10 protein-coding genes and 1 tRNA gene are annotated in these 12,255 nt (G+C 70.1%); 4 read left to right on the top strand and 7 right to left on the bottom strand.

Annotation, left to right across the window (positions count from 1 at the left end):
- Positions 1-143 precede the first annotated feature (143 nt).
- Complete coding sequence (locus FB562_RS00600; RefSeq protein WP_141879368.1) at positions 144-980, top strand: YggS family pyridoxal phosphate-dependent enzyme; 837 nt, start codon at positions 144-146, stop codon at positions 978-980.
- Complete coding sequence (locus tag FB562_RS00595; RefSeq protein ID WP_141879367.1) at positions 977-1,807, top strand: PfkB family carbohydrate kinase; 831 nt, start codon at positions 977-979, stop codon at positions 1,805-1,807. Before FB562_RS00600 ends, FB562_RS00595 begins: the two co-directional genes overlap by 4 nt.
- Positions 1,808-1,946: 139 nt before the next feature.
- Here FB562_RS00595 and FB562_RS00590 read toward each other — a convergent pair whose 3' ends face one another.
- Together FB562_RS00590 and FB562_RS00585 are read right to left on the bottom strand one after the other, a co-directional pair.
- Complete coding sequence (locus FB562_RS00590) at positions 1,947-2,696, bottom strand: SDR family oxidoreductase (protein ID WP_141879366.1); 750 nt, start codon at positions 2,694-2,696, stop codon at positions 1,947-1,949.
- A 35-nt stretch (positions 2,697-2,731) separates the two neighbouring features.
- Positions 2,732-3,397: a DUF6226 family protein gene (locus FB562_RS00585; RefSeq protein WP_141879365.1), complete on the bottom strand. Its 666-nt coding sequence runs from the start codon at positions 3,395-3,397 to the stop codon at positions 2,732-2,734.
- Positions 3,398-3,459: 62 nt separating this feature from the next.
- Between FB562_RS00585 and FB562_RS00580 the strand changes: the two genes are divergently transcribed.
- Positions 3,460-3,927, top strand: coding sequence for a GNAT family N-acetyltransferase (locus tag FB562_RS00580; RefSeq protein ID WP_141879364.1), 468 nt, complete (start codon positions 3,460-3,462; stop codon positions 3,925-3,927).
- 64 nt (positions 3,928-3,991) lie between these two features.
- Here FB562_RS00580 and FB562_RS00575 read toward each other — a convergent pair whose 3' ends face one another.
- The 3 genes from FB562_RS00575 to FB562_RS00565 form a co-directional block, all read right to left on the bottom strand.
- On the bottom strand, positions 3,992-4,825 hold the full coding sequence (locus tag FB562_RS00575; protein WP_141879363.1) for an SDR family NAD(P)-dependent oxidoreductase: 834 nt from the start codon (positions 4,823-4,825) through the stop codon (positions 3,992-3,994).
- A gap of 22 nt (positions 4,826-4,847) precedes the next feature.
- Entirely contained in the window at positions 4,848-5,678 is an 831-nt protein-coding gene (locus tag FB562_RS00570; protein ID WP_141879362.1) for a zinc-ribbon domain-containing protein, read from the bottom strand.
- A 289-nt stretch (positions 5,679-5,967) separates the two neighbouring features.
- Positions 5,968-6,039 (bottom strand) — tRNA-Arg (locus FB562_RS00565).
- A 208-nt stretch (positions 6,040-6,247) separates the two neighbouring features.
- On the opposite strand from FB562_RS00565, the gene FB562_RS00560 reads away from it, so the two are divergent.
- Positions 6,248-6,868, top strand: coding sequence for a 4'-phosphopantetheinyl transferase family protein (locus FB562_RS00560; protein WP_141879361.1), 621 nt, complete (start codon positions 6,248-6,250; stop codon positions 6,866-6,868).
- 21 nt (positions 6,869-6,889) lie between these two features.
- Here FB562_RS00560 and FB562_RS00555 read toward each other — a convergent pair whose 3' ends face one another.
- Both FB562_RS00555 and FB562_RS00550 read right to left on the bottom strand, forming a co-directional pair.
- Positions 6,890-8,269, bottom strand: coding sequence for a M1 family metallopeptidase (locus tag FB562_RS00555; protein WP_141879360.1), 1,380 nt, complete (start codon positions 8,267-8,269; stop codon positions 6,890-6,892).
- Positions 8,266-12,246: a Pls/PosA family non-ribosomal peptide synthetase gene (locus FB562_RS00550; protein ID WP_141881009.1), complete on the bottom strand. Its 3,981-nt coding sequence runs from the start codon at positions 12,244-12,246 to the stop codon at positions 8,266-8,268. Before FB562_RS00550 ends, FB562_RS00555 begins: the two co-directional genes overlap by 4 nt.
- Positions 12,247-12,255 lie beyond the last annotated feature (9 nt).

Here is a 12,255-nt window from a genome sequence, read left to right as displayed (position 1 = left end):
GCCCCGCTGCTGAGTTTCCCCTAAGTGCTCTTCATCGGCAGCAGGAAGAGCGTTTGGCGGCAACTCAGCCAGCGCGCGGGCCGTGGGGTGTGCATCCGGATGCCCCGGCACCCGCTCCGTAGACTGGGGCGAGTACGGCAGACATGAGGGAGCCCAGCGCAGCAGTGAACGACGACACCCCGAACCCCGCACCCCAGACAGGCCCCGCCCAGCCCGCGCCCGCCCAGCTCACGAAGTTCGAGACCGCGCAGTCGGTGGACGACTTCGCCCACAACCTGGCTGCCGTGAACGCGCGCATCGCCGCCGCAGCAGCGCGTGCCGATCGCGACGCCGGCGAGGTGCGCCTCCTGCCGGTGAGCAAGACGGTGCCCGAGGAGCGGCTGCGCAACGCGATCGCCGCCGGGGCGACCTTCCTGGGCGAGAACAAGGTGCAGGAGGCGCTGCGCAAGTCTGAGGAGTTGGCCGACATCGAGGGCCTGCGGTGGGCGGTCATCGGCCATCTGCAGACCAACAAGGCCAAGTATGTGGCGCGCTTCGCATCCGAATTCCAGGCGCTCGACAGTCTGCGCGTGGCGGAGGCTCTCGATCGGCGCCTCGAGGCTGAGGACCGCACGCTCGACGTCTTCGTGCAGGTGAACACCTCGCAGGAGGACAGCAAGTTCGGCCTGCCGCCCGAGGAGGTTGCCGCGTTCATCACCGAGCTGCCCACCTTCTCGCGGTTGCGCGTGCGCGGTCTGATGACGCTGGCCGTGTTCTCCCCCGACATCGAGCGGGTGCGCGGATGCTTCGTGCTGCTGCGCGAACTGCGTGACCGGATGCGCGACAACGCCCCCGAAGGCATCGCCCTCGACGAGCTGTCGATGGGCATGAGCGGCGACTTCGAGACCGCAATCGAGGAGGGCGCGACCGTCGTGCGGGTCGGCCAGGCCGTGTTCGGCTCGCGCGCGACGCCCGACAGCATGTACTGGCCGGCGACGTGAGCGGCTCTGCTCACACAAGCGACTCCGTTCTGACGAGCGGCTGGGAGATGGATCGCCGCCCCGTCGAGGTCGTCGTCATCAGCTCGCAGGTGGCGTACGGCGCGGTCGGCAACACGGCGTCGGCGCGCGTGCTCACCGAGGCGGGGCACCGCTGCGTGCAACTGCCGACGGTGCTGCTGGGCACGCTCCCCCACTACCCGGTGCTGCACGGCGGGCCGGTGCCCGACGAATGGCTGGCCGGCATGCTCGACGACCTGCTCACTCTCGATGCGCTCGCGTCGCTGCGTTTCGTGCTCGTCGGCTACCTCGCGCATCCGGGGCAGGCCGCCATAATCGCCGACTGGTTCGGCAGGCTTCGGGATGCGGTGCCCGGCGTCGAGCTCGTCGTCGACCCCGCGATGGGTGACGACGATGTGGGCCTCTACACCGATCCGGCGGTGGCGGCGTCGTACGGCGAGCACTTGGTTCCGCTGGCGACGGGGCTCACGCCGAACCGTTTCGAACTCGGGCTCTTGACGGCTGACGCGCCCCGCGCATCCGGAATCGACGGCGTCTTCGAGGCCGCAGCGGGCCTCGTTCGGCCCGGCGTCTGGGTCGTGGTGACGAGCGCGACGGGCGGCGACGCTTCGACGGTGGCCAACGCGATCGTCACCGCCGACGGCATCAGCACGGTGCAGGAACACGAGCGCCTACCCACGGCCGCGAAGGGTGCCGGCGACATCTTCGCCGCCACGATCGTCGCGAGTCTGCTCGACGGGGCCGAGCTGGCGGATGCGACGGCGCGCGCGGGTGAGGCCGTCACACGGGCGATCGCGGCTCTGCGCTGATCGCACGCGAGGTCGCTGACGGCGCGAAGTCGCGGCCGCAGATCGCGCGAGGGGTCGCAAAGTGCCCTCCGCGTGCGCCCGGAAGGGCACTTTGCGACCCCTCACACGCCCGGCGGGGCCACCCTGCGGGCGCAGGCCCTCACGCGCCGGGTAGCGCCGCCAGCCACTCCTCGTACGTCTGCACGCCGTGGTCGACATCCGCCTCGCCGAGCAGCGTGCCGTCGCGCAGCGCCCTGCCGAACCCGCCCGGCAGCGGCACCTCCACGATGCGACCGCGCCCGCCGATGGCGGCGGAGTACGCCCTGACCATGTCCGCCATCCGCCTCTCCTCGGGCCCGACGAGGTCGCGCACGCGCCCCGCCGGCACACCGGTGGCGAGTTCGACGAGCCGTTCCGCGACCTCACGCGCGGCGATGGGCCGCGATCTCATTCTGGGTACGAGCATGAGCGGGCCGACCATGATCTGCCCGTGCATCTGCGCCGCGAATTCGTGGAACTGGGTCGCCCGCAGCAGAGTCCATGGCACGTCACCGGCAGCGACGACCCGTTCCTGTTCCGCCTTGCCCGCGTAGTACCCGTATGGCGCCTTGTCGCTGCCGACGATGCTGAGCGCGACGTGGTGCGCGACGCCAGCAGCCTTCTCTGCCTGGAGCAGATTCGTCGTGACCGTGCCGAAGAACTGCTTCGAGGCATCCGCTGACTGGGTCTGCACCGAGGCCACGTCGATCACTGCGGTCACGCCCTGCAGCGCCTCCGCGAGGCCCACACCCGTGACGAGGTCGATGCCCTGCGACCGAGCGAGCACGACCGGCTCGTGCCCGCGCTCCCGCACGACGTCGACGACGTGCCGGCCGACGGCCCCGGTTCCTCCCGCGACTGCGATTCTCATGTGCTCGCCACCCTTCGCTCTCTGGTCTACACCCTCTACGCCGAGGCGTCACCTTGCAGCGGGGAGGGCGAGGGCGGCCAGCTCGCCCAGCCGTCGGGAACGGAATCGATGACGGATGCTGCGGCAGCGAGCCGCTCCGGCGCCACCTGTTCGATCAGCGACTCCCCGCCCGACCTCGCACCGCCATCGACTGCCTCAAGGGTGTGCCCGAACTCCCTCCCGCTGTGGCGCTCGCTGAGCCCGCCGGCGACGACGGCGAGCACTCGCCATTCCAGTTCGTCGACCTCGTACTCCCACGGGGTGTCGCAGGCGTCGCATCCGCAGAACGGGAACAGGAAATCGACGAGGGTGCCGGCGTGCACGATCACGGAGGGGAAGGAGGTGAACACGAAGGTGAGCGGGGCCGCCGCCGGGTCGCGCGGCACGATCCGCACGGCCCGGATGATGTCGTCGCGTTCGTGCAGGATGTCCGCCCCATTCGCGAGGTCGTCGTCGACGCTCACATCGTAGGCGGCGGTGAGGTGCTCGATCAGCGCGGCGGCGACGGTGTGCAGCGGGAGGTAACGTTCCAGGTTCGAGGTGACGCTGCACGAGTCGTCGGGCGGCGAGTCGGCGCCCCACCGGTTGCCGTACTCGATGACCTGACCGGCGGCATCCGAGAACTGCCGAGTCTCGATGTGCGGACGACGGTACGGATTCATGGGGCGAGCCTACCGAGCGGCGCACAGAACGCCCCCATGCAGGCAGATGCCAGACTGTGCGGATGACCGTCCACCTTGTCCCGATCAGCGTCGAGCAATTTCCTGCCTGGCTCGAGCGGAGCCGCAAGGAGTACGAATCCGATCTCATCGAGTCAGGAGAGTCACCGGAGGATGCCCGCCGGCACGCCGCCGAGAGCCTCGCGGGCGAGTTCCCCGCACACGCCCCAACGGCGGACAACGCCGTGTTCGACGTCGTCGATGACGCCGGGGCGGTCGTCGGCTATCTCTGGGTCGGTCGCGATACGTCTGGGGACAGCCGGTCATGGTGGATCTGGGACATCGTCATAGATCCGGAGCAGCGCGGGAAGGGCCTCGGCCGGGCGACCATGCGACTCGCCGAAGAGTATGCGCGCTCCCAGGGCGCCAGCACCATGGGGCTCAGCGTCTTCGGGTTCAACCACACGGCACGGGGGCTGTACGAATCCCTCGGATACGAGACCGTGACCGTGAAGATGCGCAAGACCATCTGAGGGCTCAGAACCCGCGGCGGCTGGCTCGCTGCGCAAATTCGTCGACGACTCCGCGCAAACGCGATCAGTCGGATTCCGCGAGGCCCACCGCCGCCGCGCTGACCTCCCACAGCCTGCGAGCGAGCTCGGCATCGTAGGCCTGCGGGTTGGTTCGGGCGATGTGCTGGTTCTCGTAGAACTCGCCCGAGACCCAGTCGACGCCGGGTGCTCCTTCGGCGAGCGCGACGAGCCCGCTGGCACCCTGCTCCGGGGTGAGCAGCCGCATGAGGTGCCGCAGGGGTGTGCGGTAGGCGATCCGCATGAAGCTGGTGGTGTCTGAGGCGAAGCTCGTCGCGACGACGCCCGGGTGGAACGCCGCCGCCGACAGCCCCTCGTCGCCGAAGCGCCTGTCGAGTTCGCGCGCGAACAGGATGTTGGCGAGCTTCGCATCCCCATACGCCTTGTTGATCGTGAACCTGCGCTCATTGTCGAGGTCGTCGACGTCGAGGCGGGCGAAGAGCCTCGCTGCGGCGCTGGAGGTGTTGATGACGGATGCGCGGCTCGCCAGCAGCGTCGGCATCAGCAGATTGGTCAGCAGAAATGGTGCCAGGTGGTTGATCTGCATCGTCTTCTCGTGCCCGTCTTCGGTGCGCTCGCGGCTGCCGAAGATGCCGCCGGCGTTGTTGGCGAGAACGTCGATGTGCGGGTGGGCGGCGGCGAGAGCATCCGCCAGTTGTCGCACCTCGCTGAGCCTCGCGAAGTCGGCGATGTGAAACGGTGCGCCCAGCTCATCGGCGATGCGCTTGGTCTTCTCCGGCGAGCGCCCCACGATGACCACGCTGTGGCCGTCGGAGTGCAGTTGCCGCGCGGCGGCCGCACCGATGCCGTCGCTCGCCCCCGTGATGATGATGGTCTTCATGCGCCTACTCTGCACCATGCGCTCACAGCAGGTAGGCATCCACCATGAACGAGCCGCGGATGTCGCGGAGCCGGTCGATCAGTCGGCCCAGTGCGCGTTCGGTCACGGATGACAGCTGCAGGTCGTACGGCCCGAGCGGCTGCAGCTTGCCGGCGCGGATGCGCACGACCTCCCATCCGGCGCCGCGAAGTGCGCGGTCTTTGCGGCGATCGGCCTGCTCCTTCTTGCCGACGTGCTCGAGCCCGTGGCGTCCGGTGCTGTCGTACTCGATCGCAATGCGAAGCTCTGGCAGCAGGATGTCTGGCCAGACCTCCAGGTGTCGAAAGAACGGTCGCGCAACGCGCACCGCGTTCACGCCCTGGGTCTGCTCGATTCGGTCGAACAGGTCTGCTCGCAACTGCGCTTCGACCGCGGATGCCGGCTTCGGCGCGCACACACTGGCGAACGGTTCGCCGACGGGCAGCAGTGGTGTCTTGTCGCACACCGGCGGCGCGGGGCGCCTGGGTTTCGCCTTCGACGGCACCGCGATGCCGGCCTGTACCGGCCGCGGCTTCGCTTGGGCGAAGCATTCCGGGCACCAGGATGATCGCCGTCGCTCTCGCCCGGGCCGCTCACGCTGCTCGGTGGGCGTCGCGACGAATTTGTGCCCGAACTCGCACTGCCACAGCAGGAGCACCTCGGCAGCAGGCGGGATCTGCGTGAGGGTGATCCCGCCGTTGAACTCGGGATGGTACTGCCGCACCAGCGCCGGGAACTGCGCCCACGCATCCCGATACGTGCCCACCGGGTAGGGCACCTCAGCCCCGCGCGAGAACTGGCGGCGCGCCCACCAGTCCTGAATCCTCTCGGCCATGCACGGAACGGTACCCGCAGCCGCTGACACTGCAGCGGCCAGCTCCGCTCGCGCCGAACGCAGGACAGCAGCGCCGAAGGTACAGACGACAGTTAGCGACATAGGTGTACAGCTAGATCTGTCGCCCATGTCGCCAAGTGGCCCCTGAAACACCACTAACCCGCTGGTCGAGGTATGGCGCTCTCGCGCCGTGGTCTCGAGACCAGCCCGCCTGCAAACGTTGGGGTCTCAAGACTGCCGCGTAGAACGCGGCACCTCGACCCGCAGGTCAACGAGCATACGCACAGGGTGCCCCTGGAGGGATTCGAACCCCCAACCTGCTCCTTAGGACGGAGTTGCTCTTCCGTTGAGCTACAGAGGCCAGCCCTGCGAGTTTAGCGAAGATCGCGGCAGGGAGAGGAACGCGGCGCTCTCGCCCTGAAAACAAGGACGAACAGACGGAGTCGAGCAAGAAAGTCCTTCATCTCGCGCTGACCGCCGAAAAGCTCCTCGATTTTGGCGGGGCGGGGTGCGGGGTGCGGGCGGGGGCGGGGTGCGGGCGGGGTGCGGGGGCCTGCGAGAATTGGGGCGTGCTGACGTTCACCGATCTGGGGCACGGCGCCCACTTCGGCTGGGCGCGCGTCGACGAGCTGGCCGAGCACCATGATCGCGCGCTCGCCCTGCTGAGCCCGGCCGAGCGCGAACGCTACGACGGCACCGCATCCCTCACTGCGGCGGAGGGGTTCCTGTGGGGGCGGATGCTGCTGCGCGAGCTCGTAGGCCGCCTCACGGACGTGCCCGCCGCATCCGTCGCCTTCGACGCCACCTGCCCCGACTGCGGTCGCCAGCATGGCAAACCTCGCCTCAAGAAAGGCGACCTCGCGGTCAGCGTCTCGCACTCCCCCGGCGTGGTCGCGGTCGCCGCAGCGTGGGGTGCCGCCGTCGGCGTCGACGTGGAGCCGCGCTCCGGCAGCACGCGAACGGCGGATGCGATCACCGCCGTCGCCGGGGCATCCGCCGACCCTCTACGGCACTGGACGCGCATCGAGGCCGTGCTCAAGGCCGATGGCCGCGGCCTGCGCGTCGACCCGCGCACGGTGGCCGTCGCGCGACGACACGCGACAGTCGACGGCGTCCGCTATCGGCTGCTCGAGCCGACCGTCGCCGAGCATGCGATCACCGTCGCGGTCAGCGAGAAAAAAGCCAGCTGACGAGCAGCCGACAAGACGACCTCACCGCCGCCGCGACTTCGCCTTAACCAGCGACTTAGCCGGCGACGCAGACGACGCAGGAGACGACACCGTCGGCAGCGTCGGCAGCGGCAGCGAGAACAGCCACGCCTCGAACACCCCGTCGAGCGACTCGTCGTAGCCTGCGGCGAGCGCCCTGAAGTCGTCGGTCGTCGCGGTGGAGTGCCTGTGGGCATCCGTCCATTCCTTGACGAGCGAGAAGAAGGCCGAGTCGCCGATGGTCAACCGCACCGCGTGCAAGGTCAGGGCCCCCCGCTTGTAGATGCGGTCGTCGAACATGTCGGCCGACCCCGGGTCGCCTACGAGGATGTCGGCGGGCAGCCCTTTCAGCTTGGTGCGGGCCGCGCGGGCGAGGCTGTCGGCGCTCTCCTTGCCGCTGTGCTCCGACCACAACCATTCGGCGTAGCAGGCGAATCCTTCGTTGAGCCAGATGTGCTGCCAGGCGTCCAGGCCGACACTGTTGCCGAACCACTGGTGCGCGAGCTCGTGCGCCATCAAGCGCTCCTCGCCGCCCTCACCGTCGATGTGGTTCGCGCCGAAGATGGCCATGCCCTGCGCCTCGAGCGGAATCTCGAGGTCATCGGGCGTCGTCACGACCGTGTAGCCGTCGAACGGGTACGGGCCGAACGCCTCCTCGAAGCAGGCCATCATGCCGGGCAGTTGACCGCAGTCGGCCTCCACCCGCGCCTCGATCTCCTTCGGGTAGGCGAGCGTGCCGGGCACCCCGCCCAGCTCGATCGGGGTCGTCGTGTAGCGGCCGATCTGCACGGTCGCCAGGTAGCTGGCGGTCGGCTGCTGCTGCTCGAACTGCCAGCTCGCCCGCCCCGAGCTGACGCTGTGGCCGGTGAGCACGCCATTGCACAGCACCGTGTACGCCTGCTCTGTGGTGACCCGGATGCTGTAGCGCGCCTTGTCAGACGGGTGGTCGTTGCAGGGGAACCAACTGGGCGCCCCCGACGGCTGTGAGGCGACGATGACGCCGTCCTCAAGCTCCTCCCAGCCGACGAGCCCCCACGCGCTGCGGCGCGGCGCCGGTGAGCCCGAGTATTCGATGACGACGGTGAAAGCCGCCCCCGAGTCGATTGGCGTCGCCGGTGTGATGGTGAGCTTGCCGGGCGACAAGACGCTCTTCGCCCGGCGCCCGTCCACGAGCACGCGGCCCGCCTGCAGGCGGTTGAAGTCGAAGCTGAAGCGCGTCAGCTGCTGGGTGCTGACCGCCTCGATCGTGGCCGTCGCATCCAGCCGGTTGGTGAGCATCCGGTAGCGAAGGTCAAGCGTGTACGACTCGGTGCTGTAGCCGCCGTTGCCGCTGCCGGGCAGGTAGGGGTCGCCGGCGGTGCGCGCGCCGACAGCGGGGCTCATGAGCGCTTCGCGTGGTAATCCGCGGTGGTGACCTCACGCCAGGGGCCGATCGGGTTTCCACTCCAGCGCGTGCCAGCGGGCACCGTCTCGCCGCGCATCACGAGGGACGCGGGCCCGACCGTGCCGTCGGTTCCGATTGTCGCGGCCGGGAGGACCACACTGTGCGGCCCGAGGGTCGCGCCGGCGGCGAGGGTGACGGTGTCCATGCTCATGATTCGATCATGGAACAGGTGCGTCTGCACAACGCAACCCCGATTGACGGTCGCGCCGTCGTCGAGATGCGCCAGGTCGGCCTCGGGCAGCCAGTAGCTGTCGCACCACACGCCGCGGCCGATCTTCGCGCCCAGGCTGCGCAGCCACCACACGAGGGCGGGCGAACCGGCGGCGGCCTGCGCGAACCACGGTGCCGCGACCATCTCCACGAAGGTGTCGGCCACCTCCGTGCGCCACACGAATGACGACCAGAGCGGATGTTCCCCCGCCCGAATGCGCCCGACGAGCGCCCATTTCGCGGCAGTCGACAGGCCGGCGGCCACGGCCCCCGCGGCGAGCATGACGACGCCGCTGAGCAGCACCGCCCACACGATTCCCCAGTACAGGGCGAGCGCTGCGAGCGCGAAAACCACCCCGAAGCCGATGGCGCAGGTGACGACGACGGGCACGAAGCGGCACAGTTCCCACAGGGCGCGCGCGACGCGCAGCCCGACGGGCGGGTTGAAGGTGCGACTGTCGTCGGAGACGGTCACCTGGCGGCGCATCCGCACGGCCGGTGAGCCCATCCACGACGAGCCCGACTTGGACTTTCGCGGTGCCGACGACAGAACGGCGACGAGGCCATCGCGCGGCACCTTGTGCCCGGCAGCGGCCATGCCGGAGTTGCCGAGGAAGGCACGCTTGCCGATCTCGACCTCGGCGATGCGCATCCACCCGCCGCCCAGCTCGTACGAGCCGATCATGGTGTCGTCGGCGAGGAACGCGCCGTCCTTGATGGTGGTCATCGACGGCAGCAGCAGCACGGTCGACGCCTCGACCCCGCGGCCGACCTTGGCCCCCAGCATCCGCAGCCAGACGGGCGTGAACATGCTCGAGTAGAGGGGGAACAGGAAGGTGCGGGACAGGTCGAGCACCCGCTCGATGCTCCACGCCTGCCAGCCGATGCGGCTGCGCACCGCGAAGGTTCCCTCCGTCAGGCCCAGGCTGAACAGGCGCACCAGCAGCACGACGAGCCCGGCGAAGACGACGCCGGCGATCGCCACGGCGGGCACAAGCCAGGCCGCGGCCCGCAGACCCGCCTCGCCCAGCGATTCGGAGCCCCGGATGCCCGCCACAACCAGCAGGAATCCGGCAGCCAGCGACACCACCGGCAGCAGCGAGACGACGAGCGACGACAGCCCGAAGGCGGCCACCCAGCGGGTCGCCTGCGGCGGGCGGTCGCCCGACCACCAGGCCCGGCTGGTGCCCACACGCTTCGCCGGCGAACCGGCCCACAGCTGCCCGGCCGGCACCCGCCCGAACACGGCGGAGCCCGGCGCGATCTCGGCATGCTTGCCGATGCGGGTGCCCGGCAGCAGCGTGCTGCGCGCCCCGACCGTGCTGCCCGCGCCGATGCGGATCGCCCCGATGCGCACCACGTCGCCGTCGATCCAGTATCCGGCCAGGTCGACCTCCGGCTCGACGGATGCTCCGGCGCCGATGGTCAGCATGCCCGTCACCGGGGGCAGGGTGTGCAGGTTGACGCCCTCGCCGATGCGGGCGCCGAGCGCCCTCGCGTAGTAGCTGATCCAGGGTGCGCCCGCGATGCCGACGGCGCCCACGAGGCGCGCCGCCTGCTCTGCCAGCCACAGTCTCAGGTGCACGCTGCCGCCGCGGGGGTGGTCGCCGGCCTGCACCCCGGAGAGCAGCAGGCGGGCGCACACGACGGCGATCGCCATCCGCCCGAACGGGGTCGCGAAGACGAGCAGCCCCACGATGAGAACACTCACGGGCGCCGTCGGCAGAAAGTCGAAACCGCCCAGCCACGACAGCACGGTGCCCGCCGTGAGCAGATACAGCAGCCAGCGCACACCGTTCAGGATGAACAGCGGAACCACCAGAACCGTCTGCAGCACGCGCATCCGCAGCGGGGTCGGCAGCACCGTGTGACGCCGCTCGGCGGCCACCGGGGCGTCCTCATCGGCCGCGGCGAGCGCATCCGCCATCGACCGCAGCCTCGGATGCGCGTAGATGTCGGCGACCGAGAAGTCGGGGTTGTTCTGCCGGATGAGGCTGACCAGTTGGGCCGCGGCGAGCGAGCCGCCGCCCAGGTCGAAGAAGTTCGCGGCGGCATCCGTGACGGGGAATCCGAGCACCGCCTGCCAGCTCTCGGCGAGGCGCTGCTGCGGCTCACTCAGCGTCGACGGGCTCGTGTCGAGATCGGCGAGCGGCCATGGCAGCGCGGCCCGGTCGACCTTGCCGGAGGTGCGCACGGGCAGCTCCGTCAGGAGCGCCAGCAGCGGCACGAGCGCGGCGGGAAGCTCCTCGCGCAGCCGGGCCACCGCAGCGGCCCGGTCGAAAGCGGCGGGGTCGGCGACCTCGAGATAGCCGACCAGAAGCTGGTTGCCCGCATCCGTCGTCTTCACGGCCACGGCGACACCCGAGACCCCGGCAAGCTGCTGCAGCGCGGCCTCGATCTCGCCCAGCTCGATGCGGCGACCGCCGACCTTCACCTGGTCGTCGGCGCGGCCCTGGAACACCAGACCGGCCGACTCGAAGCGCACCAGGTCGCCCGAACGGTAGGCGCGCGCCCAGCCGAGGCCCTCATGCGCGGCGTATTTCTCGGCATCCTTCACGGGGTCGAGGTAGCGGGCCAGACCGACCCCGCCGATGACGAGCTCGCCGACGCCGCCCTCCTCCACAGGTTTGCCGTCCTCCCCCACGACGGCCAGATCCCAGCCGTCGAGCGGAAGACCGATGCGCACGGGGTCGCTGCCGTCAAGCAGAGCAGCGGATGCCACGACCGTCGCCTCGGTCGGACCGTACGTGTTCCACACCTCGCGGCCGTCGACGGCAAGCCGCGCGGCAAGCTCCGGTGGGCACGCCTCCCCGCCGAAGATCAGCAGGCGCACATTGTCGAGCGACTCGGCCGGCCACAGCGACGCCAGCGTCGGAACCGTCGACACGACCGTGATGCCGCGCGCCGTCAGCCACGGTCCCAGGTCCATGCCGCTGCGCACGAGCGAACGCGGTGCCGGAACGAGGCACGCGCCGCCCCGCCAGGCCAGCCACATCTCCTCGCAGGAGGCGTCGAACGCGACCGAGAGCCCGGCCAGCACGCGGTCGCCGGGGCCGATCGGCTCGTCCTGCAGAAAGAGGCGCGCCTCAGCATCCACGAATGCGGCCGCCGAGCGGTGCGTCACCGCGACGCCCTTCGGCGTTCCCGTCGACCCCGAGGTGAAGATGATCCACGCGTCGTCCTCGAGCTGCGGCGGCGCCACAACGGCCACGCTCGCGGTACTCGGATGCGGCGGCACCAGATCGAAGAGCGGCGACGGCCCGAGCACTGCGACAGCAGGCTCCTCTGCGGCACCGACTTCGCCGGCAGCATCCGTTTCACCGACGGGATCCGGCCGCACCGAGCGGTATTCGCCCGCGCCCGTGATCACGCCGACCACGTCGGCCTCCGAGAAGACAAGCTCGGCGCGCTCCTCCGGGTCGTCGGCATCCACAGGAACGTAGGCGGCCCCCGCAGCCAACACCGCCAGGATCGACACATACAGTTCACGGGTGCCCGACGGCATCCGCACGCCGACCCGGTCACCGCGCCCCACACCCGCAAGCTGCAGCCTCGACGCCGCCTTGATGACGCGCGCCATCAACTCGCGATAGCTGAGCGCTCCCGCCGCGTCCTCGATGGCGGACGCCTCCGGGTGCAGCCGCGTCGTCTCGCGCAGCACATCGAGCAGCGTGCGCTCAGCCGGCGCCCGCTCGCCCCCCAGCATGATCCCAGC

This window comes from Homoserinimonas aerilata (genome assembly GCF_006716125.1).
Taxonomy (GTDB): Bacteria; Actinomycetota; Actinomycetes; order Actinomycetales; family Microbacteriaceae; genus Homoserinimonas; species Homoserinimonas aerilata.
This window is presented reverse-complemented; position numbering and strand designations above follow the sequence as displayed.

Excerpts from the sequence above, each read along its gene's own strand:
- FB562_RS00580 (WP_141879364.1), top strand. The coding sequence starts at position 3,460 with ATGACCGTCCACCTTGTCCCGATCAGCGTCGAGCAATTTCCTGCCTGG.
- FB562_RS00585 (WP_141879365.1), bottom strand. The coding sequence starts at position 3,397 with ATGAATCCGTACCGTCGTCCGCACATCGAGACTCGGCAGTTCTCGGAT.
- FB562_RS00600 (WP_141879368.1), top strand. The coding sequence starts at position 144 with ATGAGGGAGCCCAGCGCAGCAGTGAACGACGACACCCCGAACCCCGCA.
- FB562_RS00590 (WP_141879366.1), bottom strand. The coding sequence starts at position 2,696 with ATGAGAATCGCAGTCGCGGGAGGAACCGGGGCCGTCGGCCGGCACGTC.
- FB562_RS00575 (WP_141879363.1), bottom strand. The coding sequence starts at position 4,825 with ATGAAGACCATCATCATCACGGGGGCGAGCGACGGCATCGGTGCGGCC.
- FB562_RS00555 (WP_141879360.1), bottom strand. The coding sequence starts at position 8,269 with ATGAGCCCCGCTGTCGGCGCGCGCACCGCCGGCGACCCCTACCTGCCC.
- FB562_RS00570 (WP_141879362.1), bottom strand. The coding sequence starts at position 5,678 with ATGGCCGAGAGGATTCAGGACTGGTGGGCGCGCCGCCAGTTCTCGCGC.
- FB562_RS00550 (WP_141881009.1), bottom strand. The coding sequence starts at position 12,246 with ATGCTGGGGGGCGAGCGGGCGCCGGCTGAGCGCACGCTGCTCGATGTG.